Source organism: Egicoccus sp. AB-alg2, from assembly GCF_041821065.1.
In the GTDB taxonomy this organism is placed as follows: Bacteria; Actinomycetota; Nitriliruptoria; order Nitriliruptorales; family Nitriliruptoraceae; genus Egicoccus.
This window is the reverse complement of the sequence record NZ_JBGUAX010000001.1, coordinates 13174-39995: the sequence shown is the minus strand read 5'-3', so window position 1 is coordinate 39995 and position 26822 is coordinate 13174. Positions and strand designations below refer to the sequence as shown.

Genomic DNA, 26822 nt, shown 5'->3' with positions numbered 1-26822 from the left:
GAACGCCGGCACCGCCGGCGCGGCTCGCCGTGAGGTCGAGGTCGACCCTCGTGCCGTCCCGGCGGGGCGGACCAGCGTAGACGACGCGGGTGCGCCGCGCAGCCTTCACCACAGGTCCGCACGAGGCGCCGGTCGCGGCCGGCGCGGCCGACGCGGCCGGCGTCTCGACCTCAGGTGGAACCGGAGACTCCCCGGCGGTTTCAGCCCTGTGCGTGGGACTCGTAGGCGTCGGCGTCCAGCAGTCCGTCGAGTTCCGAGCGATCGCCGGGCCGGATCGTCACCATCCAGCCCTGCCCGTAGGGGTCGAGGTTGACCAGTTCCGGCCGCTCGTCGAGGTCCTCGTTGCGCTCGACGACGACCCCGCTCACCGGCGCGTACAGGTCCGACACCGACTTGGTGGACTCCACCTCGCCGAACGCCTGCCCCTGCTCGACCTCGGCACCGGGACTCGGCAGGTCGACGTACACGACATCGCCGAGTTGCTCCTGCGCGAACTTCGTGATGCCGACCGTGATCACGTCACCGTCGTCCCGCAGCCACTCGTGTTGCTCGGTGTAGCGCAGCTCGCTGGGCGTGTCGTCCGCCACGGCAGGGGTCTCCTGTCTTGGTCCTGAGGAGCGCTTGCGGGAAGGACGCTCCGGGCTGGTCGACCATCCGGCCGACGCGGGTCACCCTACCGCAGCGTCGCGCGCGGGTTTCAGTCGCCGTCGGGTGCGGGACGGTCCCCCTCGGCCGCGACCTGGGCCCGGCGTCGCACGGTGCGCGCGTAGTCGGCGGCGGCCAGCCAGTACAGCGCCGCGTTGACCAGGAACAGGACCCAGGCGATCGCGTAGAGCACCGGCTGCGGGTCCTGCGTGCCGTCACCGACGATCGCGGCCACCAGGAAGGTGGGCAGCGCCCACATCAGCCCGAACGTCGCGGTCTTGCCCAGGCGGGTCACGTCCGGCGGCTTGGCGCCGCGCAGGACCAGCGCCACGCCCGCGATGCCGACCAGGACGTCGCGCACGAGCAGGACCAGCACCGCCCACAGGGGCAGCAGGCCGGACACGACGAAGGCGACGCCGACCACCACGAACAGGACCCGGTCGCTGATCGGATCGAGCAGCTTGCCCAGTTCGGTGACCTGGTCGAACCGGCGGGCGACGTAGCCGTCGAACCAGTCCGTGGAGGCGAAGACGACCAGCAGCACGAACGCCCGCACGAGCCGGCCCTGGACCAGATCGAGATACACGACCGGCAGGATCGCCAACCGCGCGAACGACAGCAGGTTCGGCACGGTCAGGACCCGGCGCGAGGCCACGCGCTGCTCCCCACCGCCGCCGAGGTCGTAGAAGCGCATCGCCGTCCTGCCCGTTGGCTGCCCGACCATGCACGCTAGCGAGCCTCGGCCGAAGACACGTGCCGCCGGGGTCCGCGTGGGACCCCGGCGGTTCGCGTCGGGCTGGCCGGACTTGAACCGGCGACCCCTCGCCCCCCAGACGAGTGCGCTACCTGACTGCGCCACAGCCCGGTGGTCGGCCCGACGGACCTGCGAACGCGGGTCGTCGGCCACCAGTGCGCGCCCGGCGAAGGCCGGTCGCGCGAAGCGAGCACGCTACCGCCTGCGGCCGCCGCGAGCCAACCGGGCGATCCCGCCGCGCGGTGTCGCCGGCGCCCGGTCAGCGCCGGTTGCGGGGCGCGGGCGGGCGGTCCTCGAACAGCAGGGGCACACCCGTGAAGTCGTGCTGCTGGCGCAGTTCGCGCTCCAGGTAGCGCCGGTAGGACGGCGGCAGCGCCCCGTTGGCGAACAGCACGAAGCGCGGCGGGGCGATCTCGGCCTGGGTGGCGTAGCGGATCTTGAGGTTGCGGTTGCCCTGCCGTGGCAGCGGGTGGCGCGCGACCGCGTCCTCGACGAGTCGGTTGAGCTCGCGGGTCGGCACGCGACGGCGGTAGTTGCCCCAGACGCTGCGCAGCTGCGGCAGCAGGCGGCGCAGACCCCGGCCGCTGGCCGCGGACACGTTCACGCGCGGCGCCCAGGCCGCGAACGACAGCAACCGGTCGAGTTCGCGCTCGAGTTCGTGGCGACGGTCCTCGTCGACGAGGTCCCACTTGTTGCACACCAGCACGACCCCGCGGCCGGCCTCGCGCAGCAGGGCGGCCAGCCGCTGGTCCTGCTCCCCCAGCGGCTCGGACGCGTCGATCACGAACAGGACCAGGTCGGCGCCCTGGATGGCGGCGCGGGTCCGGTCGACCGAGTACAGCTCGGTCTCCTCGCCGTGGCGGTAGCGCCGCCGCATACCGGCGGTGTCGACGAACACCCACGGCTCGCCGTCGACCTCCACCATGGTGTCGACCGCATCGCGGGTGGTGTGCGGGACGCTGTCGACGATGGAGCGTTCCTGACCCAGCAGGCGGTTGAACAGTGAGGACTTGCCGACGTTGGGCTTGCCGACGATCGCCACCCGCGGGACCGCGTCGGCCTCGGGCGCCACCTCGGCCGCCTCCGGCAGGCCCGCCAGTACCTCGTCGAGCAGGTCACCGACGCCGCGGCCGTGCCGTGCGGACACGGGGTGGGCTGCGCCCAGGCCGAGCCCGTACAGCTCGTGGACCAGTGACTCCTGTGCGTTGCTGTCGACCTTGTTGGCCACCAGCAGCGTCGGCACGCCGCTGCGACGCAGCAGGCGGGCGTAGCGCTCGTCGTCCTCCAGCGCCCCGACCGTCGCGTCCACCACGAACAGCACCAGGTCGGCGTCGGTGACCGCGGCCTCGGCCTGCTCGACGATGCGGGCGGCCATGCCCTCGGCCTGGTGCTCCCAGCCGCCGGTGTCGACGACGAGGAAGTGGCGCCCGAGCCACTCCGCGGGATGTTCGGTGCGGTCGCGGGTCACGCCGGGCTTCTCCTCGACGATGGCGACGCGGGCGCCGAGGATGCGGTTGACCAGCGTGGACTTGCCGACGTTGGGCCGTCCGACGATGGCGACGCGCGGCAGGGCACGGCGGGCGGACAGCGGGTCGACCGGGCGGGCGCCGGCCACCTCGCGGACCCGGTCCACCACCGCGTCGACCACCTGCTCGACGTCGAGATCGGAGGAGTCCAGCACCCAGGCGTCGTCGGCAACGGCCATCGGCGACACCGCGCGGCCACCGTCGGCGGCGTCGCGTGCGGCGATCTCCTGCGCGAGCACCTCGAGGTCGTCGCGGCCGACCTGGCCGCCGCGGCGGCGGGCGCGCTCCTCGACCGACGCGGTCAGGAACACCTTGACGTCCGCCTCGGGCAGCACGGCCGAGCCGATGTCGCGCCCCTCCACCACGCCCCCGTGCTCGGCGACCGCGTGCCGCTGGGCGGGCAGCAGCGCCGCGCGGACGGCGGCGTGTGCCGACACCGCGGAGACCGCGGCCGTGACGGCGTCACCGCGGATCTCGTCCTCGACGTCCTCGCCGTCGAGGAAGGTGCGGTCGCCGCGGCGTTGCAGGTCGACCGCCGCGACCACGGCCGCGCAGGCGTCTTCGTCGTCCGGGTCGACCTCCGCGCGCAGGACCGCCAGCGTCGCGGCCCGGTACAGCGCGCCCGTGTCGACGTGGGGCATGCCCAGCCGTTGAGCGACGCGCCGGGCGACCGACGACTTGCCCGAGCCGGCCGGTCCGTCGATCGCGACCACCAGGGGACGTCCCGCCCCGACACGTTCGGCGTCGTGCGGGGCGTCGTCCACGGTGCCATCGGCGGTGTCGTCCGCGGTCGGCGGGATGCGCGACGAGGCATCGGCGGGCACGGCGAGGTACTCCTGGGACACGAGGTGGCGGACGGCGGGCGCCGGGGTGGCGGACCGGGTCACCCTACCCGCGGGCGCCGACCGGCTCCCGCGCGGCGCCCGGCCACCCGACCCGGCGGTGGCCGCGGACGACCGCGCGTCGGGCCGTTGTCAGGCCGCCCGGCGCAGCGACTCGAGGACGGCGAAGTAGTCGGGGAAGGTCTTGGCGACACAGCCCGGGTCCGCGATCACGATCCCCGGCACCCGCAGGCCGAGCAGCGCGAAGCTCATCGCCATGCGGTGGTCGTCGTAGGTGTGCACGACCCCAGCGGTGGGGGCGCCGGGATGGACCACGAAGCCGTCGTCCTCCTCGCGGGCGTCGATGCCGAGTCGGCGCAGTTCGGCCACGACCGCACCCACCCGGTCGGTCTCCTTGTGGCGGATGAAGCCGATGCCGCGCACGCGCGTGGGCCCTTCGGCGAAGACGGCCACCGCCGCGAGCGTCTGGGCGGTGTCGGACACGTCGGCCATGTCGACGTCGATGCCCCGCAGCGTGCCGGTGCCCCGGACCTCCACGGCGTCGGCGGACCACGCGACCTGCGCCCCCATGCGGCCGAGCAGGTCGGCGAAGCGCACGTCGCCCTGGTGGGCACGGCGGCCGAGCCCGGGGATGCGGACCCGCCCGCCGGTGATGGCGGCGGCGGCGAGGAAGTAGGACGCGGCGCTCGCGTCGGGCTCGATGCGGTAGTCCGCCGCCCGGTAGCCGGTCGGAGCCACGACGTAGGACATGCCGTCGTCGGCCGCCTCGACCCGTGCACCGAACGCGGCCATCACCGCGGTCGTCAGGGCGACGTAGGGGCGCGAGACCAGGTCGGTGGCCACGGCCACCTCGAGGCCTTCTGGGAACAGCGGGGCACTCAGCAGCAGGCCGGACAGGAACTGGCTGGAGACGTCGGCCGGGACCGTCAGACGGCCGCCCCGCACGCCAGCCGAGGTGAACACGGCCGGCAGGTGCCCGGGGGCGCCCTGCTCCTCGATCGTGACCCCCAGGTCCCGCAGGGCCGTGAACAGCGGACCCATCGGCCGGGCCCGGAACGGTGGCGCCGCGTCGAGCAGGTAGGGGCCGCGCCCCAGCGCCAGCAGCGGCGCGAGGAACCGCGCCGTCGTCCCCGACAGCCGGACGTCCAGGTCGGTCGGGCCGGCCGGGACCGCGCCGTCGAGTCCTTCGACGACGACGCGTTCGGCGTCGTGGTCGACCGTCACGCCCACCCCGAGGGCCTGCAGCGCGGTCAGCATCGCTTCGGTGTCGTCGGCGAACAGCACGCCCTCGAGCACGGAGGTGCCGCGCGCCAGCGCCGCCGCCACCAGCGCACGGTTGGTCAGGCTCTTGGAGCCGGGGACCCGCACGTCCGCGTCGGGCGGCACGGTGAGCGGCTCGATCAGGCGCTGGTTCACGGGCGGTCTCGACGGCGACGGGGCGGCTGGGCGGGAGGGTCGTTCGGGGCGTGGTGGCCGCCGGCAGCCTGCCACCGACGGGCCGGTGCCGCACATCCGCGCGGGAGCCGCCGCCGGCCGGGCAGCCGGTCAGCCGGTCAGCTCTCGGCCGCACCTTCGGACTCCACGTGCACGGCCAGCCCCTGTGCCGACAGCACCTGCAGTGCGCGCTCGCGCACGCCACCAGCCACGCGCACCAGCAGCGCACCGCGTTGGCCGTCGACCGCGTGGCGCATGGCGAGGTCCTCGACGTTGATGCCGGCCTCCCCCAGTGCCGTGGTGGCGACGGCGAGCGTGCCGGGCCGGTCGTCGAGGGCCACGACGACGTCCACCACGTCCTCGTCGGTGGCCTTCGGCACCATGCGCCGGCGGGCCTCACTGGCACGAGCCAACACCGTCTCCAGGCGGTCGTCGTCACCGCGCGCGAGCGCGTCGTGGACCTCCGAGAGACGGTCGCGGTAGCGCTCGAGGGCCGCCAGCACGGCGGCCCGGTTGCCGGTCAGGATCCCGCGCCACAGGGCGGCGTCGGACGCGGCCACGCGGGTCGTGTCCCGGAACCCCCCGCCGGCGATCGCGAGGACCACCTCCCCCGCGGCCGCCGAGGCCTCACCGGCGACGTCGGCCAGGGTGCTGGCCGCGAGATGAGGGAGGTGACTCACCAGCGCGACGAGCTCGTCGTGACGCTGGGGCGCCAGGGCCAGGACCCGGGCGCCGATCCCCCGCAGCAGCCCCGAGACGACCTGCACCGCGGCGGTCCCGGTGACCGCGGTCGGCGTGAGGATCCAGGTCGCGCCCTGGAAGAGCGTCGGATCGGCCGCGTCCGGTCCGCTGTGCTCGCTGCCGGCCATGGGGTGACCGCCCACGAACCGGCTCGGATCCAACCCCGAAAGCCTCAACCTCGACTCGACATCAACCGTCAAGTTGGACTTGAGGCTGGCCACATCGGTCAGGATCGCGCCGGTGGGGGCGGACGCCGCGGCCGTCAGGGCCACTTCCGGCACCACGTGCGCGGGCACGGCCAGCACGACCAGATCGGCGTCGGCCACCGCCTCGGCGACGTCTCCCGCGATCCGGTCGGCCAGCCCGCGCTCCCCCGCGCGGCGACGCACCTGCGGGTCGCGGTCGGTCAGCACCACCTCGCCGACCCCGGCCCGGCGGCAGGCGGCGGCCAGCGAGCCGCCGATCAGTCCGCCGCCGACGACGGCGACGCGGCCGGGCAGTACACGACCGGCGCCGGGGTCCCGGCTGCTGCTCACGGCCGCTGACCTGCGCGAACACGCTCAGACGCGTCAGGCGGGGCGTTGCGGGCCACGGCAGGGTCGAGGCACCCGCCGACCGGGGGTGTCGGCGCCTCCCGGGCGCCGCAGGAGCGGTGGCGGCTCATTCCGGGAGGTCCGTGCGCAGCTGGCGGGCCTCGTGCAGATAGACGTGGCGCAGCTCCCGCGGTGTCCGCCGTGTGTAGGCGTGGACGAGGATCCGGACGCAGCGCCGGATGCCACCGTCGATCTCCAGCTCGCGGGCACACAGCAGTGGGACGTGGGTGATGCCGGCCTCGCGTGCGGCCTCGGCCGGGAAGGCGGCGTGGATGTCGTCGGTCGCCGTGAAGACGATCGAGATGAGGTCGTCCTCGACCAGCTCGTTGCGGGCGAAGACGGCCGCCATCAGCTCCTGCGTTCGCTCGATGAGGTGGTCGCGGTCGTCGTGGTCCAACGTGGTGGCGCCGCGCAGCGCCCGGACGCGTTCGTCGCTCATCGCGGTCCTCCCCGGCGCGTCGCCCGCGCCGTGTTGGCGGCCCGCGCGTCGCGCTCGGTGCGCGAGCTCCGTCGCGACCCGCGGGCAGCGGTCGGTCGTCGTGGCGGGTCGCCGCGGTGGGGCGTCGCGACCGCCGCATACAGTCGGCCGATCTCCGCCTGCGTAAGGAAGCGCCACTTGCCCTGCCGCAGGTCCCCCAGCTCGACGCCGGCGTAGGCGACCCGGGCCAGCCGCTCCACGGTGAGGCCCAGCGCGGCGAACATGCGGCGCACCTCACGCTTGCGGCCCTCGGTCATGACGAGCTCGACCAGCGCCCGACCGCGCTCCTCCTCCAGCACCCGGGCACGGCGGGCCCGGGCGATGCCGTCGTCCAGCTCGACCCCCTCGCGCAGCTGCGCCAGTGCCTTCTTGCGCACCGGGCCGGGCACGAGTGCCACGTAGACGCGCTCGACCTCGAAGGAGGGGTGGAGCAGCTGGTGGGTGAGCTCGCCGTCGTTGGTGAGCAGCAGCAGGCCCTCGGTGTCCTGGTCGAGACGGCCGACCGGGTACAGGCGCTGCGGCAGGTTGACCAGATCGACGACCGTCGGCCGGCCCTGGGGGTCGTCCACGGTGGTCACCACCCCGCGCGGCTTGTTGAGCAGGACGTAGAGCTTGTCCGGGTCGGTGTTGACCCGTTCGCCGTCGACGGCGATGACGTCCGCCAACGGGTCGCACTTGGCGCCCAGTTCGATCACCTCGCCGTTGACCGTGACGCGGCCCTCGGCGATCAGCTCCTCGCAGGCGCGCCGCGAGGCGATCCCGGCCGCCGCGAGCACCTTCTGGACACGTTCCTCAGCCATCGGAAGGCTCCCCGGCGGGTGTCGGCTCCTCGGCGCCTTCGGTGACGTCCGCGGCGTCGTCCTGGGCGTCGCGTTCACCGGCGGCCACCGCCTGCCGGAGCCGGTCGACGGCGTTGCGCGCCGCCTGCTCCAGCCGGTCGGTCAGCTCGTCCATGTCCTCGCCGCCGCGGCCGGCCCCCACCGCCGTCGTCGGCGCGGGCATCACGTCGTCCTCGTCGTCCGGCTCCTCGTCGGTGCCGGTGTTGGTCCGACGACCTTCCAGGACGCCGCGCACGGGCAGCTCGTCGCCGCGCGCGAGGCGCTGGCGCACCTCCTTGAGGCTGGCGAGGTCGGGCTCGTCGGGGGCGGGCGCCTCCGGCAGGAAGTCGGTCAGCGGGGGCAGCTCGTCGAGGGACTGCAGACCGAGCCGCTCGAGGAAGAGGGTGGTCGTGCCGTACAGCACGGCCTGTCCGGGACCCTCGTCGCGGCCGACCTCGGTGACGAACCCGCGGGCCACGAGGCTGCGGACCGCGCCGTCGGCGCTGACGCCGCGGATGTCGCCGATCTCGCTGCGGCTGATGGGCTGCTTGTAGGCGACGACGGCCAGGGTCTCCAGGGCAGCCTGGGTCAGCCGGCCGGTCTTGCCGGCCAGCGCCCAGCGCTCGAGCACCGGGCGGGCCGCCTGGGCGGTGTACATGCGCCAGCCGCCGGCGACCTGCCGGATCTGTATGCCCCCGCCGGCGGCCGCATAGCTGGCGGTGAGCTCCTCCAGCAGCGTCTCCACCTCGGCGACGTCACGATCGACGACCTCGGCGATCGCCGCGGCGTCCAGCGGCTCGTCGGCGAGGAACAGCAGTGCCTCGACGCCCGGGCGCAGGTCGGCGTCGGCCGGCGGCTGGGCGGGCGGGGCCGCCAGCGGCAGGCCGTCGCCGGTCTCCACGGCCGGGGTGTCGGTCGGTGATGGCTCGCTCACGACGCTCCTCGCACGTCCAGGGGTGCCTCCGCCGGCGCGTCCTCAGCCGCCTCGGGCGCGGACTCGTCGGGGTCGTCGGACTCGGTCAGGGACTCCAGGTCCTGGCCGCCCTCGCGCCGCGCCACCGCCAACGGACCGCGGTGGTCGGGCTGGTCGAGGTCCACGTGTCCGAGCTTGAACAGCTCGAGCAGGGCCAGGAAGAACACGACACGGTCGCCACGCCCGCGGTCGGCGACCAGGTCCGAGAAGCTCGCGGCCTCGCCGCCCGGTCGCAGCCGGTCGAGGACGGTCAGGGCCGCCTCGCGGATGGTCACGTAGCTGCGGCGGATGTGGCTGAGGTCGACGGGCGCCTCGGGGGTCGGCGCCAGCGCGGACGCCGCGATGGCTGCCAGCCCGGTGGCGTCCACCGCCAGGGGCGTCTCCGGCACGAGCCGTTGCAGCCACGGCTCCGGTGGCACCTCACGGCCGAGGTGCGCCTCGTTGCGCAGCAGGTGGTGGGCCAGCACACGGGCCGTGTCGCGGAAGGCGCGGTACTCGAGCAGGCGGGCGTAGAGCAGGTCCCGTGCGTCACCCAGCAGGTCATCGAGCTCCTCGCGGTCATCGCGGGGCAGCAGCCGTGCCGCCTTGAGCTCGATGAGCGTCGCGGCCACGACCAGGAACCGCGTGGCGGTCTCCAGGTCCAGGTCCTCGATGCCCTGCTCGAGGTGGGCGAGGAAGTCGGCCGTGATCTCGGCCAGGTCGACCTCGGTCACGTCGAGCTTGCGCCGCGAGATGAGCTGCAGCAGCAGGTCGAACGGCCCCTCGAAGACCTCGAGCTTCACCTGGTAGGCCATGGGTGGCGGACGATCCTGCGCGGGGGAAGACGGGGCCGGCACGAGCGTGCCAGCGTAGCGGTGGGCCCCGGCCGACCGGGACGAGCGTCCGTCGTGGCGTTTCCTGCCGACAGGTCGACACCGTCGCTCTACCGACGTGACGACGTGTCGGGTCAGGCGGGCGGTTGGAAGCCCGTGTCCGTGCCCGGCCGGTTCTGGGCCTCCCCGGCGGGTCGCGGCGGGTCCACCGCCTCGCCTGCACGCGACGCCGGCGGCGTATCCGAGCCCGCCTCGCGGGGCGGTGCGGCCCATCCGCCGCCACCGGCCGGCCCGGCCGGGCCGCCGGCGGGCCGGGCGGGCGCCGTCGGACGCGGTCCGGGCGAGCGGCGTGCCTGCACGGCGGCGGCGACGCAGGCCAGCCAGACCTCGGCCGGTACCCCGGACGGCGGAGCCGGGGCCACCCGCCCGAGCAGTCCGTCGGCGACGGTCTCGGCCACGTGGCGCCGGGCCGCCGGGGTCAGCTCGTGCAGGCGCAGGAGGGTGTCACGGACGGCTGCGTAGTCGGCCGGCCCGAGGCGGCTGACGTCGAGGTGGGCGACGTAGCCCTCCAGACCCGGGGGCGCCGCGAACTGCTGGGGTGCCGGTGCACGGCTGCCTCGCCGCTCGCGCAGTACGACCGTCCCGGCCGCGAGGTCGCCGAGCCGCTGGCCGCGGGCGCCCACCAGCGAGCTGATCATCGCCGGCACGCCGAGCGTGGGGAGCAGTTCGAACAGGCCGACGACGGCACGCAGGGCGGCGTGGCGCAGCCCGACGGGCGCCCCTTCGACCGTGACGACCCGTAGCCCCATGGCCGCCTTGCCGGGGGTGCGGCCGCGCCACAGGGTCTCGAAGCCGATCGGGTAGCCGAACTGCACGGCGAAGGCCAGCAGCAGCAACAGCGCGAGCCCGAGCCAGCCCGGTACGAACCCGCTGACCCCGAAGGTGCCCTCGGCGACGGCGATCAGCACGAACAGCAGCCCGATGATCAGCAGGTCCAGCAGGTAGGCGATCCCGCGCGAGCCGACGGTGGCGTACTCGAGCTCCAGCTCGACCGCCTCGGGAGTGACGGTGCCCGGCGGGGACGGCGAGGAACGCAAACGGCAGGCCTCCTAGACTGCCGGGACGGTAGCCGGTCCCTCCCGGCCCGACCCGGGGGCACACCACGGACATCGACGGGTACATCCTGCGCAACCAGCCGACGTGGCAGCGGCTGGACGAGCTCGTGCGCCGCGCCGGCGGCGCACCCGGCCGGCTGTCCGACGCCGAACTCGACGAGCTGGTGCGGCTGCACCTGCGGGTGTCCAGCCAGCTGTCAACCGTGCGTGTGCGCTACCGCGACCCGGGGCTGGCGGCCCAGCTCAGTGGGCTGGTGGCCCGTTCGGGGGCGGTCGTGCACGGCTCGCGGGCCCGGTCGCTGGGCACGTTCGCCGAGGCGGTGGTGGTGACCTTCCCGGCGGCGGTGTGGCACGCGCGGCGGGCGATCCTCGTCGCGACCATCGTCTTCGTCGCAGGGTTCGCCGCCGTGGCCGTGTGGCTGGCGAACAGCCCGGCCGCGTTCGAGGCGGCGCTGCCCGAGGCCGCCCGGCAGGCCTACCTCGAGGAGGAGTTCGAGGCCTACTACTCGGCCGAACCGGGCACGACCTTCGCGGCCCGCGTGTTCACCAACAACGCGGCCGTCGGTGCGCTCGCGTTCGGCAGCGGCATCGCCGCCGGCGTGCCGACCCTGGCGATCCTGCTCTTCAACGGCGTCAACGTCGGGGTGGCGGCCGGGCTCTTCCACGCCGCCGGGGACGCGGCCCGCTTCTGGGGCCTGATCCTGCCCCACGGCCTGCTCGAGCTGACCGCCGTCTTCGTCGCCGGCGGGGCGGGCCTGCAGCTGGGGTGGACGCTGGTGGCACCGGGCGACCGCACCCGACGTGAGGCGCTCGCCGAGGAGGGCCGCCGCTCGATCGTGATCGTGATCGGCCTGGTGCTCGTCTTCCTGGTGGCCGGCCTGCTGGAGGGCTACGTCACCGCCGCGCCGTGGCCGACCTGGGCGCGGGTCGGGACCGGCGCCGCGGTGTGGGCGGCGTTCCTCGCCTACGTCGGCGTCCTGGGCATGCGCGCCGCTCGGGCCGGCCGCACCGGCGCGCTGGGCGAGGGCGCGGCCGCCGCAGGTCAGCGTCCGCGGGCCTTGGTCTCCAGGTAGGCGTCGCCGACACGACCCGCCAACTCACCCGGCAGCGCGTCCACGACCTGCACCCCGAGGGCGCGCAGCTGCTGGGCCGCCCGGTCGCGTTCGCGCAGCACCGTGACGGCGGCCGCCGAGCGGTAGACGTCAGCCGGCCGGTCCGGGACACGGTCGCGGGCGTGCTCCACCGCCGGGTCACGCACCGACGCGACGATGACGGCGTGGTCGCGGACCAGCAGCGGCAGGGCCGGGACGAGGCTCTCCTGCACCGCCTCGGCGCCGAGCTCGGTGAACAGCACCAGCGTCGCCTGCCGCCGGAAGCGGCCGAGGGCGGTGCGGAACGCCTCGCGGTAGTCGCTCTCCGCCAGCTCCGGCTCGACCGCGTGCATGGCCGTCGACAGCCGCCGCAGCTGGCCCTGGTCGTTGCGGGCCGGCACCGTGGCGTGCACCGCGGTGCCGAACACGACCAGGCCGGTGCGGTCGCCGGAGCGCATGGCGATCGTCGCGAGCGCCAGGACGGCGTCCATGGCGTGGTCGAGCCGGGGCACGCCCTCGACCAGTCCGGCGCTGAGGCGGCCGGCGTCCAGGAGTGCGAGCACCTGCTGGTTGCGTTCCGCCCGGTAGGTGCGGACGACCGGGTGGCCGGCCCTGGCGGTGGCCGCCCAGTCCACCCGGCGCACGTCGTCACCCTCGACGTACTCGCGCAGCGCGTCGAACTGGGTCCCGCCGCCCCGGGCCCGGATGGCGCGCAGGCCCTCCTCGAGGACCCGGTTGCGGCGCACCCGCAGCTCGGCGGCGGCCCGCGAGCGGAAGCTCGGATGGACCTCGACGCGGCCCGGGACCGCACGGTCGGCCTGTCGCCGGCCCAGCCCCAGCGGCCCCGTCACCCGGACCGTGAGCGTGGCGGGCCGGAACGTGCCTCGCCGGCTCGGGGCGAGCGTCGCCGTGACCTGCCGCCGGGACCCGGCTGGGACCGTGAGCGCGAACCGTCGCCGCGCCGCGCCGAGACTGGGTGGCAGCGCGTCCGCGACGGCGACGGCGGCGCGCCGGCCGGTCGGGTTGCGCACCGACCAGACCACCTCGGCGTCGCTGCCCAGGCTCACGATCGGCGGCAGCTCGCGGTCGACCACGAGGTGCCACGGGGTCGGCGCGAGCCAGGCGTCGGCGGTGACCAGTGCCGCGACCGCCAGCACCGGCGCCCAGAACGGCACCGTCACCGGCGCGACCCACACCAGCGGGACCAACGCGACGAGCACCGCCGCGGCGCGCACCGTCGGCAGCGGCAGGACCCCGGACCACCAGGTGCGGCTGCCGCGGCGGGGGGTCGCCGTGGGCGCGCCGCTCATCGCGGTACGGGGACGTTGGCCAGTACCCCGTCGAGGACCAGGTCGGCCGTGGTGCCGTCCAGCTCCGCCTCCGGACGCAGCTGCAGGCGGTGGCGGAGAGTCGGCTTCGCGACCGCCTTGACCTCGTCCGGGGTGAGGTAGGGCCGTCCCGCCAGCCACGCCCAGGCCTTGGCCGCGTGCAGCAGCATGGTCGTCCCGCGCGGCGAGACGCCCAGCTCGACGGCCGGTGCGTCGCGCGTCGCACGGCACAGTGCGACCACGTAGTCCCGGACCGGGGCCTCGACCCGGACGCTCCGCACGTGCTGACGGGCCGCCGTCAACGTGGCGGCGTCCGCGACCCGCCGCACGCCGGCCTCGGCCGGGTCGGAAGCGTCACCGCCTCGGTCGTGGCGGGTCAGGATCTCGCGCTCCTGCTCCTCGTTCGGGTACGGGACCTGCAGCTTGAACAGGAACCGGTCGAGCTGCGCCTCGGGCAGGGGGTAGGTGCCTTCGTACTCGACGGGGTTCTGTGTCGCGACCACGAGGAACGGCTCCGGCAACCGGCGGGTCTCCCCGGCGGTCGTCACCTGCCGCTCCTGCATCGCCTCCAGCAGGGCCGCCTGGGTCCGCGGCGGGGTGCGGTTGATCTCGTCCGCCAGCAGCAGGTTGGTGAAGACCGGGCCCTCGCGGAACCGGAACCCCGTGCCGGCCTCGTCGAGGAGGTGCTGACCGGTCACGTCCGCCGGCATCAGGTCCGGCGTGAACTGCACCCGGTTGGCGCGCAGGTCCAGGGCGGCGGCCAGGGTGTTGACCAGCAGCGTCTTGGCGACACCGGGCACGCCCTCGAGCAGCACGTGCCCCCGCACGAGCAGGGCGGTGACCAGCCCGGTGACCACCGGTTCCTGCCCGACGACGACCTTGGCGATCTCCTCGCGCACGGCCACCAGGGCCGACCGCGCGTCGGCGTCGGTCACCTCGGGCGCGGCCAGGGACGGTGAGGCGGACTCGGTCACGTGGAGCTCCTGGAAGGGTTGATCGCGTGTTCCCGGCAGCGGCTCGCCGGAATCCGGGACGACAGGTCGACAGATCGTTTCATCGCTGGATGGGTTCGTCGCCGGCGGCATCGCGGGCGTCGTCGCCGGCGTCGTCGCCGGTGCCGGCGTGGGTGGCGGCGTGGCGGAGGCGTCGGACCGCCTTCTGGACGGTGAGCAGGTCGGCGTCGGCGACCTCGGGCTGGTCGAGCAGGGCCGTGCGGGCCTCAACCTCGGACACGCCCAGCCGGGCGACGGCCGCGGCGACCAGCCGCTCGTCCGTGACATGGGGCGGCTGCCCGGTCGCGTGGGCCACGACCCCGCGGGCGTCGGCGCGCAGACGCGTGGCCGCCGCGGCCGGCCGACCGGCGCGTTGCAACAACTGCGCGAGCGAGTTCGTGAGCTCGATCGAGGGAAGCACCGGCGGTAGCTGCTCGGCCACGGGACGGCCGAGCCGGCGCCCGCGGGCGATCGCTGCCACGACGACGGCCCCCAGGAGCAGCGCCAGCCCCTGCCACACCCGCGGGTCGACCAGGTCCAGCAGCGAGGTCTCGCCCTCGCCCAGCGGGGGGCGCGGCGCGATCCGCAGCCGGTCCCCCGGTGCGGGCGCGAGCAGGCTCGCCGCCAGCACGGCATGGTCGTCGTCGTCGAGCAGCCGGTTGGTGAAGGGCGCGGCCGAACCCAGCGCGACCACCTCGCCGCTGCCGTGGCTGGTCGCGACCAGCCAGGCGTGGTCGTCCCCCAGCGCGAAGCAGGCCGTCGCGTCGTCGGGGACCTCGTAGCCGACCCAGCCGGCATGGGTGACCGCCGCCACCTCGGGGAGCAGGTCGCAGCGGGGTGCGCGGGTCGTCGGCCCGATGGTGTCGACGAACCCGGCGCCGGCGGCGGCCAGGCCGTGCAGCGGCGAGCCCGCGTCGGCGACCACCAGCCGCCCGCCGGCCTCCACCCAGTCGAGCAGCGCGTCGCGTCGGGCGTCGGTGAGCAGGTCGACGGGGACGAAGACGCTGGTCGCCTGGTCGGCGGGAGGTTCCAGCGAGACGTCCACGTCGACGTCGTTGTGGCGGAGCACCTCGACCAGCCCGCGCAGGCCCTCCGGGCCGACCGAGGCCGGGTCCAGTGGGTCGTCGGTGGCGGTGGGCCCGACCAGCAGGCCGGCGACCACGAGGCTGACGACGGCGGCCACGACCGCGAGACGGCCCCGCCGGGGGCCGGCTCGCCCGGGTGCGTCGATCCGCGTCAAGGCGCCGACTCCGCGTCCGCAGCGGCACGCCCGCGGGTGGCCGCCCCGGCCCGCTCGGTACGCCAGGCGGCCACGACGGCTCGGAAGTCGTCCTCACCGGCCTGGCGGTGCCCGTACCAGACGTCCTCGAACACTCGTCCGGCGCGGCGCACCGCCGGTGCGCTCGTCGGGTCGTCGGCCGTCACCTGCCGGTCGATCTCGCCCACCGTCCGCCCGCCCGCGTCGGTGAGCACGCCGGCGGCGACGAGGTCGGCCACGACCGCCGCGTAGCCGGCGCGCACCGCCTCCGACCACGCCCTGACCTCGGCGTGGGCGGTGGCCTCGCGCCGCCAATCCGATGCCGTGCGTCCGGGCTCGCCCACGGGCGCGACCGCGTCGGCGCGGTCCAGCGTGAGGCCGCGGCTCCAGCGGATCGCCAGGACCACCAGCAGTCCGGTGCCGGCCGCGACGACGGCCCAGGCGAACCCCGTGTTGCCCGCGACCGCGCCCAGCACGGCGTCCAGAACGCCGGCGATCCACTGGCGCAGGCGCAGCAGCACGTCGGTGACCGGGCCCGGCGCCTGCTCGGTGTACGGGGGCCGCGACAGCAGTTCACGCGCGGTGTCGCGCAGGACCTCGGGGTCGTGGCGCAGCGGCGCGGCCGCGGCGACGACGCCGGATCCGTGAAGGAGGGTCGGCAACCGGGTCAACCCCACGGCCGGCCCTGCGCGCGGGCCCGCAGGTCGTAGCCCTCGCCGCGGATGCGGGCGTCGTGGTAGAGCAGCAGGGCGGCCCCGACCGTGACCGGGACCGAGATCAGCGCGCTCAACGTGCCGGCGGCGGCCTCGACCAGGAACCCGAGCGGGCCGGCGAGCCCGGCGAGCAGCAGCAGGAGCATCTGCACACCGAAGGAGATCGCCCCGACCAGCAGGACGGCCAGCGAGGTCACGCCGAGCACCCACCAGAACCGACGGCGCAGCACCCACCACGCGCGGGAGAGCGTGCGCAGTGGGCCGGTCTCCTCCACGACCGCCACGGGCAGGACGAGGTACACGACGGCGATCGCGATGCCCGCGAGCAGTGGCAGGCTCGCGAGCCCCAGCAGGATCCCGAGCGGCGGCACCGCCACGGCCAGCAGGGCGATCAGCACCATCACCATGACGCCCACGATCACGGCCGTGACGATGCCGAGCACGCTGGCGCCGAGCGTGCCGCCCGACACCTGGAAGCTGCGCCGCAGGGCCGGCGCGGCACGCGACGGGCGGCCGTGGTCGAGTTCGAGGATGGCCGAGACGACCGCCCCCCCGACCAGCACGTGCACCAGCAGGCCGATGATGGCGCTGAGGCCGCCCACGAGCACGATCCGCTGGAGCAGGTCGACGGCCACCTCGCCACCGAAGAACTGCGCGAAGGCGTCGGGATCGCCGAACTCCGGCAGGACCCGGTCCAGGGCCAGCGCCGCCACCAGCTGGTACGGGCCGTGCACGAGCAGGATGATCGCCGCCAGCACGCCGAAGCCGCGGCGCAGGATCGTGATCGCGCCGTCGAGGACGTCGCCGGCCGCGAGCGGGCGCAGCGGCAGCAGGTGCCCCGGCGCGCCGGGCGGCGGCGCGAAGGGTGCGCCCGGCGGCGGGCCACCCGGGGCCGGGCCCCACGGACCCCCACCACCCGGGGGCGGTCCTTGCGGCCCGCCCGGGGGTGGGCCCCACGGGCCGCCGCCTCCACCGGGAGCCGGGCCCCACGGACCGCCTCCGCCGCCCGGCGGAGCCCCACCCGGGCGTCCGCCCGGAGGCGGACCTCCCGCCGGACCCTGCCATGGGCGCGGGGCACCGGACGGGTCGGCTTCCGGGGGCCGCCAGGGCGACGGGCCAGGTCCGCCGGAGCCGGGGGGCGGAGGCGGCGGGCCGTCGGCGCGCAGCAGCCAGGAGGCTCCGACGGCGGGCACGGTTGCTCCTCGACGAGACAGAAGGGTGCAGGAGTATCCTTCCGCCCGCGACACGGGTCAACGAGGCGACGACGGCCCGGCGACACGGGCCGGTCCCGTGATCGACGCCGCAGGCAGTTCCACGTCGGAGGGCAACGTGCGAGACCCGGACCAGGGCCTCGCTCGGGGCGTTTCGACCCTGGCGGCAGGCCGCCCGCGGCCGGGCCTTCCGCGCCTGGACAGCGAGGACTGGATCCGGCTCGGCGCCGCGGCACTCACGCCGCTGCTGGCGACGCTGGCCGGCGTCGACCTCGCCGCGGGCGTCGTCGGCGCGCTGGCCGGCTACGTCGCGCTCACGACCGCCCTCCCCCGCACGGCGTGGCAGCCGATGGCGGACGTGGCTGCCGGTGTCGTCCTCACGGCACTCACCCGTGGTCAGGTCCTGCCGCTCCTGCCGTTCCTGCTGCACGGTGCGGTCCGCTCCGGGGCGGCGTTCGGCCTGCGGGGCGGCACGGCCGCGGGGGCCACGTTGGGGCTGGCGCTGGTGGCGAGCCTCGCCGCCGTCGGTCGACTGCCCGACCTGGGGGTCAGCGGCGGGCTCGCCACGGCGCTGCTCTTCCCGGCGGTCGGCGCCACCGCGGCGTCGGTGGTCCAGGTCGTGTACGAGCGGTCCGACCGGGACCGGATCGTGCTCCAGACCGCCAACCGACTGCTGTCCTCGCTGCGCAGCATGGCCGACCACCTGCCGGGTGGGCTGGACGTCGCCACGGTGTCGGCCGCACTGGTCGCCGAGGTGCGGGCGCTGGCCGGCCCGCGGGCGGTCCTCGTACTCGTCGAGGAACACGGGCTGCTGGAGCCGGCCGCCGCCGCCGGCCTCGCCCCCGGCGCCGGTCGGCGGGTCCGGCTGGACGAACTGCGCGGGAGGGCGGCCACCTCGGCGTCCGGGGCGCGTTTCCTCACCCCGCAGGCACTGCCGGCCGCCCTGCGGCCGGCGACGGCCGCGGCACGGCACTGGACGGTGCTCGCGCTGGGGACCGCGCACTCCCTCGCCGGGGTGCTGTTGGTCGGCTTCGACGACCTCGACCGCGGCCGGGCGCTGCGCCCCCGGCTGGCGTCGATCGCCGCGGACGGGGGCCTGGCACTGGACAACGCCAGGCTGTTCGACGGCACGCAGTCGCGCGCCGCGGACGCCGCACGGCGCCGGCTCGCGGGAGACCTCCACGACGGCGTCGCGCAGTCGCTGGCCCACCTCAGCATGGAACTCGAGCTCCGGGCGCTGACGGCCACGCTGGCGCCGGAGGACGCCGAGCTCGCGCGCCTGGCGCGGCTGGCGCGACACACGCTGGAGGAGCTGCGGGCCACGATCACGGACCTGCGCCTGCCGACGGAGGGAGACATCGACGTACAGCTTCGTCGACATGTCGATCGATTGACGTCGGCCACCGGGCCCACGCTCGAGTTCGTGTCGTACGGCCGCGCACCGGTCGCCTCCGAGCGTGCCGAGCAGGTGCTGCGGGTCGCACAGGAGGCGCTGTCGAACGCCGTTCGCCACGCGGCCGCGGAGCGCGTGACGGTGACCCTCGAACGCGACACTTCGGTGCTGGAGTTGACCGTCGAGGACGACGGCGTCGGGCTGACGGACCGCTCCCCCCAGGCGGGCGGCGGTGTCGGGATGCGCACCATGCGCGAACGTGCGAGTCTGCTCGGCGGCTCGCTGGCAGTTCGCCCGCGTGTCGGCGGCGGCACCGTGGTCCACCTGCGCTGCCCGACGTCAACCCAGGCCACACGCACGTCCGGGAGGCCACGTTGAGTCAGCTACGGGTGGTGGTCGCCGACGACCACACGTTGGTCCGGCAGAGCGTGGTCAAGGCGCTGGCGCAGGCCGACGGCGTGCGCGTCGTGGCCGAGGCGTCCGACGGCCCCGGTGCCATCGCCGCCGTCCGCGGGGCGGCGCCCGACCTGCTGCTGCTGGACATTGCGATGCCGGGCCGCGACGGCTTCTCGACCGCCGAGCAGGTCCGCCGGGAGTCTCCCGAGGTCCGGATCCTGTTCCTGACCATGCACGACGACGAGGCCAGTCTGCGTCAGGTCCTGGCACTGGACGCCGAGGGCTTCGTGTCGAAGTCGGCCCCGGTCGACGAGCTGCTCGACGCCGTCCGTCGGTTGGGCGACGGGCAGCGCTACGTCAGCTCGAACGTCGCCGACCGGGCCACGGCCCTGGCGGCGCGACGTGAGGTGGCACCGGCGGCACTGACCAGCCGCGAGCGCGACGTCCTGCTCGCCCTGGCGCGCGGGTTGCGCCCGGGCGAGATCGCGACGTCTCTCGAGCTGTCGGTGAAGACCGTGAAGAACCATCTCACCGCCGTCTACCACAAGCTCGGCGTCGAGACCGGGGCGCAGGCCGTTGCCGAGGCCTATCGACGGGGGCTGGTCACCTCGCGGAGCTGACACCAGGCGCGCCGGGACCTCCGTGGCACCGATTGGTGGTGACCGCCAGATGCCGGACCCTGCTCCGAGGCGCCAGCGCGCGTCAGCGACGACCTGGACGCGTTCACGCAGGTGAGGCCGCGGATGGGTCGCCCGCCAGCCCGACGTGTGCGTGGACCAGGGGCACGGTCGGCACCGAGCCCTGCGCGAACTGCACGGCACCGTCGAGCTCGGCCAGGACGCGGTCGGCGTCCTCCTGCCGACGGGCGTGCACACGGACGACCACCTCGTCGTCGGCGACCGGGTCGCCGATCCGGGGCAGCACCTCGAGTCCCACGGCGAGATCGAGTTGGTCGCCCTGCCGCTGGCGACCGGCCCCGAGCAGCGCGGCCAGTTCGCCGAGGCGCCGGCACTGGAAGCCGGCGACCACGCCGGCGCCGGGGCGCCATTCGGCGACGATCGGTGCAGCTGGCAGTACTTCCCAGGGCCGGTCTGCGACCGCAGGGTCGCCACCCTGCGCCGTCACGAACTCCCTAAACGTTTCCAGTGCAGCCCCTTCACCCAGGAGCTGGTCGACGCGGGCGCGAGCCGCGTCGGGTTCGATCCCCGTCAGGACGAGCATCGCGGCCGCCAACTCGACCGAGAGGTCGCGCAGGCGGCCGCTGCGTTCACCCCGCAGGATCTCCACGGCCGCGCCCACCTCCAGGGCGTTGCCCACCGCATCGCCGAGCGGCTGCGACATGTCGGTCACCAGCGCGCCCGTCCGGCGGCCGTGTGCCTCGCCGATCTGCACGCAGAGCTCCGCCAGCGCCCGCGCTTCGTCGATGTCCTCCATGAAGGCGCCGCTGCCGGCCTTGACGTCGAGCAGCACGTGCTGGGCCCCGCCAGCCAGCTTCTTCGACATCACGCTGGACGCGATCAGCGCCGGGCTCGCGACCGTGCCGGTCACGTCACGCAGCGCGTACAGGCGCTTGTCGGCCGGCACCAGGTCCTGCGTCGCGGCCGCGACGGCGAGGCCGATGCGCTCGACCTGATCGTGCAGTTCGTCCGGAGCGAGGTCGACCCGCAACCCCGGGATGGCCTCGAGCTTGTCGAGCGTGCCGCCGGTGTGGCCGAGCCCGCGCCCCGACAGCTTCGCCACCTGACAGCCCGCGGCGGCCAGCAGCGGCCCGACCACGAGCGTGGTGGTGTCCCCCACCCCGCCCGTGGAGTGCTTGTCGACCGTGGGGCCGCGCAGCCCGGTGAGATCGATCCGCTCGCCCGAGTCGAGCAGCGCTTCGGTCAGGGTGACCGCCTCGTCACGCGTGAACCCACGGATCACACCCGCCATGAGGAAGGCCGCCATCTGGGCGTCTTCGACCTCGCCGGACAGGTAGGCCGCCACGAATCCCAGCAGCTGCTCGCGGCCGAGCTCGCCACCGTCACGCTTGCGGGCGATGAGGACCGGGATCTCGAGTGTCGACATGGCGATCACCTGTTCGTCGATGCCGAAGGCCGGCAGCCGGCGCGTGCCCCGCGGCTGCGATGCGGCGTCTCAGCTGAGACGGCGCACCACGGCGGCATCGGGTCCGCGTTCGTGGAGCTCCTGGAGCAACTCGGCCACGGCCTCGCGCACGATGCGACCGCGGTCCACGGCGATGTCGAACTCGGCCCGCAGCCGCAGGCGCGCCTGTTCGAGGTCGAGGAGCTCCTGGGCCGTCAGATAGACCGTGATCTTCTGGTCGTGACGGACACGGCCCGAGGCCTCCGGCGCGTCGGCCGCCGGGTCCGGGGCGGGCGAGAGCCGGGCACGGCCCCGGGGCTCGTCACGGCGCGAACGTTCCTCGCTGCCGGGACGCTCGTCGCGGCCGGACGTGGCGCGGAACAACTCGTCCGCGCCGGGCAGGCTAGCTCGACGGTTCACGCTGGAGGACCTCCTTGGCGAGCTGGCGATAGGCCTCGGCCCCCCGGGAGCGCCCGGCGTAGCTGAGGATCGGCTCGCCGGCGACCGGTGCCTCGGCGAACCGGATCGTCTTGTTGATCGTCGTCTCGAACACGGCGCCACCGAACGCGTCACGGACACGTTCCAGGACTTCCCTGGTGTGGAGCGTCCGTGCGTCGAACATGGTCGCCACGATGCCCTCGAGCTCGAGTCGAGGGTTGAGGCGGTCACGGACCCGCTCGAGGGTCTGCATCAGCAGCGACATGCCCCGGAGCGCGAAGTACTCGCACTCCAGGGGGATGATGACGCCGTCGGCCGCCGTGAGCCCGTTGATCGTGAGCAGCCCCAGGCTGGGTGGGCAGTCGATCAGGATGTGGTCGTAGCGGTACCGGAGCCGGTCCACGACGCGCTGCAGGGCCTGCTCGCGCGCGACCTCCTGGACCAGCAGCAGTTCGGCCGCGGCGAGGTCGATGTTGGCGGGCAGCAGGTGCATGCCCTCCATCCGCGACTCCACCAACGCGTCGTCGAGGGTGGTGCCGTCCTGCATGAGCAGGTTGTAGACGGTCGCCTGCCGGGCGTGCGGCTCGATGCCGAGGCCGACCCCGAGCGATCCCTGCGGGTCCATGTCGATGAGCAGAACCCGCTGACCGAGCTCGGCGAGCGCCCCTCCGAGGTTGATCGTCGTGGTCGTCTTGCCCACGCCGCCCTTCTGGTTCGCCATCGCGATGACGCGCGCGGGCTGGCGCTTCTCCGGCCCGCCACCGGGCCGCAGCTGGTCGCGTGGCGACCGCAGGCTGGCGGCGGCGTCAGCCCCGAGCATGGTCGGTTCGACCGCACCTTGCGACACGGTTCCTCCTTCGGCGGGCAGCGCCCCAGCACGGGGCGCTTCATCGACAAAACGCTCTCTCGCCACATCGCTGCAGGGACACGGCGACGCGAGGTCGCCGGACCCTAGCCTCGCCGGAAGGGCGGGACAATCACACCGTTGTCGTTCTGTCGACGTAGCGATAGAACGATTCATCGGTCTGTGCACATCGGCGGTGGCGGCCACTGGCGCGGCCAGGCTCCAGCGGCCTGCCGGAGCAGCTGCCTGGATCACGTCGCGCCGGGCCCGTCCGAACGCCGATGCGCACGCCGACCCCTGCGCCGATCGTGGTCGGCGTGGTGTGGGAGAGCCGAGCGGTGCCTGTGCGTTCGCGCGCGCCCGTCGCCGCACTGGGCCGGTCCGTCATGGCGAGCGCCGCTCTTCCGCCTCCGGTAGTGGCGCGCGGGTCGCGCGCTCCGGCGCGGCAAGCACGCGCCTCCGGAGCCGGGCCGGCTCGTCGGCCTCGCCCGTCTGCCCCCGGCGTCGGCCGGGATCGAACACCCACGTGGCCGGCTCGGGTTCGCCCAGCGAGTGCCTGACCACCGCCCTCGCGACAGCACGGCCACGCGCGCGGGCCCGGCCCGCCGGGAACGCGGCCTGCGCTGCGCGTCCGACGCGGAACCCGGCCGCGCACCGCGGCCCACGCGGCCCGCGATCAGGTCCGCTCGCGACGACCGCCGTGCCGACCACCCGACGAGCGCCGCGAGGTAGGAGCATTGCCAGGACCTGGAAGCCGATCCGGTTCGTGGAGCCCCCGACGCTGAACACCTGCGTGGTGTCGAGTGATGGTTTAGGAGCTTTCTTCCAGCGTCGGGAGGTCTCGCTCTCCGAGTCCCCCGGGGAGTGGCCGCAACTCTGGCCGCGGGGCGACGCCGCCCGGTCAGCGCTTCGCGCGGGGGTGGGCCCGTTCGTAGACCTGCCGCAGGGCGGCACGACTCACCAGCGTGTAGATCTGGGTCGTGGTGACACTGGCGTGCCCGAGCAGTTCCTGCACCGCGCGCACGTCCGCCCCGCCGTCGAGCAGGTGGGTCGCGAACGAGTGGCGCAACGTGTGCGGGGAGACGCGCTCCCCCAGGCCGACCCGGTCGGCATGCGCCACGATGATCTTCCACGCGCCCTGCCGGGTCAGCCGGCCGCCGCGGGCGTTGAGGTAGAGCGCGGGTGTCCGGCCGGCGAGGGTCGGGCGCGCCTGGACTATCCACGCGTCCAGGGCGACCGCCGCGAGTTCGCCGTACGGGACGATGCGTTCCTTGTCGCCCTTGCCCCGGACCCGGACCAACCGGTCGACGCGGTCGACGTCGTCGACGTCGAGTCCCGTCAGTTCGCTGATCCGGAGCCCGGCGCCGTACAGCACCTCGAGGATGGCGCGGTCGCGGAGCGCGAGCGGCTCGGACCCGACCGGCGCGGCGAGCAACCGTTCGACCTCCGCGACCGAAAGCGCCTTCGGCAGCGACCGGGGCGCCCGGGGGGTCCCGAGGTCGGCGGCGACGTCCTCCGCCGCCAGCCCCTCCCGGGCGAGGAACCGGTGGAAGCCGCGGACGGCGACCACCATGCGGGCGACCGACGACTCCGCATAGGCCCGCCCGTCCCCGACCCGCGCGCGCCGCAACCAGGCGACGAACGCCTGCAGGTCGTCCGGCGCCACCTGACGCGGATCGGTGAGCCCGACCTCCGCGAGGTAGGTGGCGTACCGGTCGAGATCGCGTCGGTATGCCTCGACGGTGTTGCGGGCCAGCCCGCGCTCCGCCCGCAGGTGGTCGATATATCTCGAGGTGAGTGCGCCCGTGGCGGACGACGCGCCGGCGGCCGCCGGCTGCTGCGTCATGCACTCGCTCCCTCGGTCGCTCCCCGATCAGCGTAGTGAGCGCGGCGCCCCGCCCCGCGGAGGCGCCACTCCCCGAGCGCCGGCGGACCCGACGCTGGGACCGGTCAGCGGTCCAACGCCAGCGCCGCCAACAGCAGCCCGACCACGGTCTTGGCGTCCGCGACCTCCCCCGCCACGACCAGGGCGAGCGCCTCCTTGAACGGAAGCCGGACGACCTCCATGTCGGCTTCCTCGTGCTCGACGACGAAATCGTCGGGTGGTGACGTCGGCCGGAGCCCACGGGCGAGGTAGACGTGCGTCCGCTCGGTGCTCCACCCGGCCGAGTTGAGGAAGACGGTCAGCGGGACGAGTTCGTCGCAGTCGTGGCTGATCTCCTCCACGAGCTCGCGCCGCGCGGCGTCCTCGGGCGCCTCGCCGTCGACGTCCAGCACCCCCGCGGGCACCTCGAGCACGTAGGCGCCGACCGGTTGGCGGTACTGCTTGAGCAGGTAGACCTCGCCGTCGTCGGTCACGGGGACGACGGCGACGGCCGGCATCTGCTCGACGACCTCGCGTTCGACCTCGTCACCGTCGGGCATCCGCACCGTGTCGATCCGGACCGTGGCCCGACCGTCGTAGACGGTGCGGCGATCGGTGGTCTCGAACCAGACGGTCACGGTTCCTCCTGCGGTCGTCCGCGGTCCGGGCGAGGTCAGTCGCGCGCGCCGGACAGCGAGTCGGACAGGCCGTCACGTCCCACGGCCTCGGCGAGTTCGGCGGCGGTCGGCTCGTCGAGTTGGTTGGCGCCGTCGCCCAGCTCGCCGTCGATCTCCACCGGCAGACGCCCGGAGGTCTCGCGCCGACGTTGCAGCGCCGCGCCGACGAACCCGTCGAACAGCGGGTGCGGCCGGTTCGGCCGTGACTTCAGCTCCGGGTGGGCCTGCGTCGCCACGAACCAGGGGTGGTCGGGCAGCTCGATGAACTCCACGAGCCGGTCGTCGGGCGAGAGGCCGGAGAAGACCAGCCCGGCCTCCTCGAGGCGCTGCCGGTAGCGGTTGTTCACCTCGAAACGGTGACGGTGACGCTCGTAGATGACGGGCTCGTCCCCGTAGGCCTTGCGCGTCTGCGTCCCGGGCCGCAGCTTGGCCGGGTACGAACCCAGCCGCATCGTCCCACCCTTGTCCGTCACGTCCCGCTGGTCGTGCATCAGGTCGATGACGGGGTCGGGCGAGTTCGGCTCGAACTCCGAGGAGTGGGCGAACGGCAGCCCGGCGACGTTGCGGGCGAATTCGATGACCGCCGACTGCAGCCCGAGGCACAGGCCGAGGAACGGGATGGCGTGCTCGCGGGCGTAGCGGATCGCGGCGATCTTGCCTTCGACGCCGCGCACGCCGAACCCGCCGGGGACGAGCAGCCCGTCCACGTCCGCGAGCTTGCGGGCGACCGTCTCCGCCGCGTCGGCGTGGTCGACGGGACTGAGGTCGTCGCTGGCGATCCACCGCAGCTCGACGTCGGTGCCGTGCGCGAGGCCTCCGTGGCGCAGGCTCTCCACGACCGAGAGGTACGCGTCCGGTAGGTCGACGTACTTGCCGACGATGGCGATCGTCACGGTCTCGCGGGCGGACTGCACCCGTCCGACCAGCGCCTCCCACTCCGACAGGTCGGGCGTCACGTCGGGCAACCCCAGTCGCTTGGCCACGACCCGGTCGAGCCCTTCCTCGCGCATGCCGAGCGGCACCTCGTACAGCGACGAGCGGTCGACCGAGGCGATGACCGCATCCACCTCGACGTCGCACTGCAGCGCCACCTTGCGGCGCAGGCCTTCCTCGAGGTCGCGGTCGCTGCGCAGCACGAGCACGTCGGGCTGGATACCGACGGCGCGCAGTTCACGGACGGAGTGCTGCGCCGGCTTGGTCTTCAGCTCGTTCGAGGCCGAGATGTAGGGCACCAGGGCGCAGTGCACGTAGCAGATGTTGTCGCGACCGACGTCGTAGCGCAGCTGGCGGATCGCCTCCAGGAACGGCAGGCCCTCGATGTCGCCGACGGTCCCGCCGACCTCGGTGATGACGACGTCGACCTCGTCACCACCGGCGCCCGCGACGTCGTGGATGCGGGCCTTGATCTCGTCGGTGATGTGCGGGATGACCTGGACGGTCTTGCCGAGGTAGTCGCCGCGGCGTTCCTTGTTGATGACCGACAACCAGATCTGCCCGGAGGACACCGACGAGCCGCGGTGCAGGTTCTCGTCGATGAACCGCTCGTAGTGGCCGAGGTCGAGGTCGGTCTCGCCGCCGTCGTCGGTGACGAACACCTCGCCGTGCTCGAACGGGTTCATCGTGCCGGGGTCGACGTTGAGGTACGGGTCGAGCTTCTGCATGGTGACCCGCAGGCCGCGTGCCTTCAGCAGCCGTCCGAGCGAGGCGGCGGTGATGCCCTTGCCGAGCGCCGAGGCGACGCCACCCGTCACGAAGATGTACTTGACCACCTGCGGGGCCTCCTGGGAGCGCGCGAGGGGCGAGG

The 26822-nt window shown here is 74.5% G+C and carries 24 protein-coding genes and 1 tRNA gene; 3 read left to right on the top strand and 22 right to left on the bottom strand.

Annotation, left to right across the window (positions count from 1 at the left end; all coding sequences use genetic code 11):
• Positions 1-200: 200 nt before the first annotated feature.
• The 11 genes from gcvH to ACERM0_RS00150 all read right to left on the bottom strand — a co-directional run bounded on the left by gcvH (position 201) and on the right by ACERM0_RS00150 (position 10713).
• Positions 201-587 carry a glycine cleavage system protein GcvH gene (gene gcvH, locus ACERM0_RS00200; protein WP_373676468.1) on the bottom strand — a complete coding sequence of 129 codons (387 nt, stop codon included), beginning with the start codon at positions 585-587 and terminating at the stop codon, positions 201-203.
• Between the two features lie 110 nt (positions 588-697).
• A complete protein-coding gene (locus tag ACERM0_RS00195; protein WP_373676467.1) occupies positions 698-1339 on the bottom strand; it encodes a CDP-alcohol phosphatidyltransferase family protein in 642 nt (213 codons plus the stop codon).
• A 97-nt stretch (positions 1340-1436) separates the two neighbouring features.
• A tRNA-Pro gene (locus ACERM0_RS00190) sits at positions 1437-1510 on the bottom strand.
• Between the two features lie 148 nt (positions 1511-1658).
• A complete protein-coding gene (gene der / locus ACERM0_RS00185; RefSeq protein ID WP_373676466.1) occupies positions 1659-3812 on the bottom strand; it encodes a ribosome biogenesis GTPase Der in 2154 nt (717 codons plus the stop codon).
• An 87-nt stretch (positions 3813-3899) separates the two neighbouring features.
• Positions 3900-5183, bottom strand: a complete 1284-nt coding sequence (gene aroA, locus ACERM0_RS00180) for a 3-phosphoshikimate 1-carboxyvinyltransferase (RefSeq protein ID WP_373676465.1) — start codon at positions 5181-5183, stop codon at positions 3900-3902.
• Between the two features lie 137 nt (positions 5184-5320).
• Positions 5321-6478: a prephenate dehydrogenase/arogenate dehydrogenase family protein gene (locus ACERM0_RS00175; protein ID WP_373676464.1), complete on the bottom strand. Its 1158-nt coding sequence runs from the start codon at positions 6476-6478 to the stop codon at positions 5321-5323.
• A 124-nt stretch (positions 6479-6602) separates the two neighbouring features.
• Positions 6603-6974, bottom strand: a complete 372-nt coding sequence (aroH, locus tag ACERM0_RS00170) for a chorismate mutase (protein ID WP_373676463.1) — start codon at positions 6972-6974, stop codon at positions 6603-6605.
• On the bottom strand, positions 6971-7813 hold the full coding sequence (locus ACERM0_RS00165) for a pseudouridine synthase (RefSeq protein ID WP_373676462.1): 843 nt from the start codon (positions 7811-7813) through the stop codon (positions 6971-6973). Before ACERM0_RS00165 ends, aroH begins: the two co-directional genes overlap by 4 nt.
• The gene (gene scpB, locus ACERM0_RS00160; RefSeq protein WP_373676461.1) at positions 7806-8765 is read right to left on the bottom strand and encodes an SMC-Scp complex subunit ScpB; all 960 of its coding nucleotides are present in this window, start codon (positions 8763-8765) and stop codon (positions 7806-7808) included. The genes ACERM0_RS00165 and scpB overlap by 8 nt, the downstream gene beginning before the upstream one ends.
• Positions 8762-9598 (bottom strand): ScpA family protein, encoded by an 837-nt coding sequence (locus ACERM0_RS00155; protein WP_373676460.1) that lies wholly within the window; start codon positions 9596-9598, stop codon positions 8762-8764. Before ACERM0_RS00155 ends, scpB begins: the two co-directional genes overlap by 4 nt.
• A gap of 152 nt (positions 9599-9750) precedes the next feature.
• Entirely contained in the window at positions 9751-10713 is a 963-nt protein-coding gene (locus tag ACERM0_RS00150) for an RDD family protein (RefSeq protein ID WP_373676459.1), read from the bottom strand.
• A gap of 125 nt (positions 10714-10838) precedes the next feature.
• On the opposite strand from ACERM0_RS00150, the gene ACERM0_RS00145 reads away from it, so the two are divergent.
• Positions 10839-11804 (top strand): stage II sporulation protein M, encoded by a 966-nt coding sequence (locus ACERM0_RS00145; protein ID WP_373676458.1) that lies wholly within the window; start codon positions 10839-10841, stop codon positions 11802-11804.
• On the opposite strand, the gene ACERM0_RS00140 is transcribed toward ACERM0_RS00145, so the two are convergent.
• The 5 genes from ACERM0_RS00140 to ACERM0_RS00120 form a co-directional block, all read right to left on the bottom strand.
• Positions 11774-13132 (bottom strand): DUF58 domain-containing protein, encoded by a 1359-nt coding sequence (locus ACERM0_RS00140; protein ID WP_373676457.1) that lies wholly within the window; start codon positions 13130-13132, stop codon positions 11774-11776. The two genes, ACERM0_RS00145 and ACERM0_RS00140, sit on opposite strands and share 31 nt — an antisense overlap.
• Positions 13129-14100 carry an AAA family ATPase gene (locus ACERM0_RS00135; RefSeq protein ID WP_373676939.1) on the bottom strand — a complete coding sequence of 324 codons (972 nt, stop codon included), beginning with the start codon at positions 14098-14100 and terminating at the stop codon, positions 13129-13131. The genes ACERM0_RS00140 and ACERM0_RS00135 overlap by 4 nt, the downstream gene beginning before the upstream one ends.
• Before the next feature lie 103 nt (positions 14101-14203).
• Positions 14204-15382, bottom strand: coding sequence for a DUF4350 domain-containing protein (locus ACERM0_RS00130; RefSeq protein ID WP_373676456.1), 1179 nt, complete (start codon positions 15380-15382; stop codon positions 14204-14206).
• The gene (locus ACERM0_RS00125) at positions 15379-16062 is read right to left on the bottom strand and encodes a DUF4129 domain-containing protein (RefSeq protein WP_373676455.1); all 684 of its coding nucleotides are present in this window, start codon (positions 16060-16062) and stop codon (positions 15379-15381) included. The genes ACERM0_RS00130 and ACERM0_RS00125 overlap by 4 nt, the downstream gene beginning before the upstream one ends.
• Positions 16063-16067: 5 nt before the next feature.
• Positions 16068-16871, bottom strand: coding sequence for a hypothetical protein (locus ACERM0_RS00120; RefSeq protein WP_373676454.1), 804 nt, complete (start codon positions 16869-16871; stop codon positions 16068-16070).
• A 571-nt stretch (positions 16872-17442) separates the two neighbouring features.
• Here ACERM0_RS00120 and ACERM0_RS00115 point away from each other — a divergent pair.
• The gene (locus ACERM0_RS00115; RefSeq protein ID WP_373676453.1) at positions 17443-19095 is read left to right on the top strand and encodes an ATP-binding protein; all 1653 of its coding nucleotides are present in this window, start codon (positions 17443-17445) and stop codon (positions 19093-19095) included.
• Complete coding sequence (locus ACERM0_RS00110) at positions 19092-19733, top strand: response regulator (protein ID WP_373676452.1); 642 nt, start codon at positions 19092-19094, stop codon at positions 19731-19733. The genes ACERM0_RS00115 and ACERM0_RS00110 overlap by 4 nt, the downstream gene beginning before the upstream one ends.
• 103 nt (positions 19734-19836) lie before the next feature.
• Here ACERM0_RS00110 and ACERM0_RS00105 read toward each other — a convergent pair whose 3' ends face one another.
• The 6 genes from ACERM0_RS00105 to ACERM0_RS00080 all read right to left on the bottom strand — a co-directional run bounded on the left by ACERM0_RS00105 (position 19837) and on the right by ACERM0_RS00080 (position 26787).
• Positions 19837-21177 carry a thymidine phosphorylase gene (locus ACERM0_RS00105; RefSeq protein ID WP_373676451.1) on the bottom strand — a complete coding sequence of 447 codons (1341 nt, stop codon included), beginning with the start codon at positions 21175-21177 and terminating at the stop codon, positions 19837-19839.
• Between the two features lie 69 nt (positions 21178-21246).
• Positions 21247-21615: a hypothetical protein gene (locus tag ACERM0_RS00100; RefSeq protein ID WP_373676450.1), complete on the bottom strand. Its 369-nt coding sequence runs from the start codon at positions 21613-21615 to the stop codon at positions 21247-21249.
• Complete coding sequence (locus tag ACERM0_RS00095) at positions 21599-22480, bottom strand: ParA family protein (protein WP_373676449.1); 882 nt, start codon at positions 22478-22480, stop codon at positions 21599-21601. Before ACERM0_RS00095 ends, ACERM0_RS00100 begins: the two co-directional genes overlap by 17 nt.
• 898 nt (positions 22481-23378) lie before the next feature.
• Positions 23379-24323, bottom strand: coding sequence for a site-specific tyrosine recombinase XerD (gene xerD, locus ACERM0_RS00090; RefSeq protein ID WP_373676448.1), 945 nt, complete (start codon positions 24321-24323; stop codon positions 23379-23381).
• Positions 24324-24427: 104 nt separating this feature from the next.
• The gene (locus tag ACERM0_RS00085; RefSeq protein WP_373676447.1) at positions 24428-24979 is read right to left on the bottom strand and encodes an NUDIX domain-containing protein; all 552 of its coding nucleotides are present in this window, start codon (positions 24977-24979) and stop codon (positions 24428-24430) included.
• A gap of 35 nt (positions 24980-25014) precedes the next feature.
• Positions 25015-26787, bottom strand: coding sequence for a CTP synthase (locus ACERM0_RS00080; protein WP_373676446.1), 1773 nt, complete (start codon positions 26785-26787; stop codon positions 25015-25017).
• Positions 26788-26822: the final 35 nt, after the last annotated feature.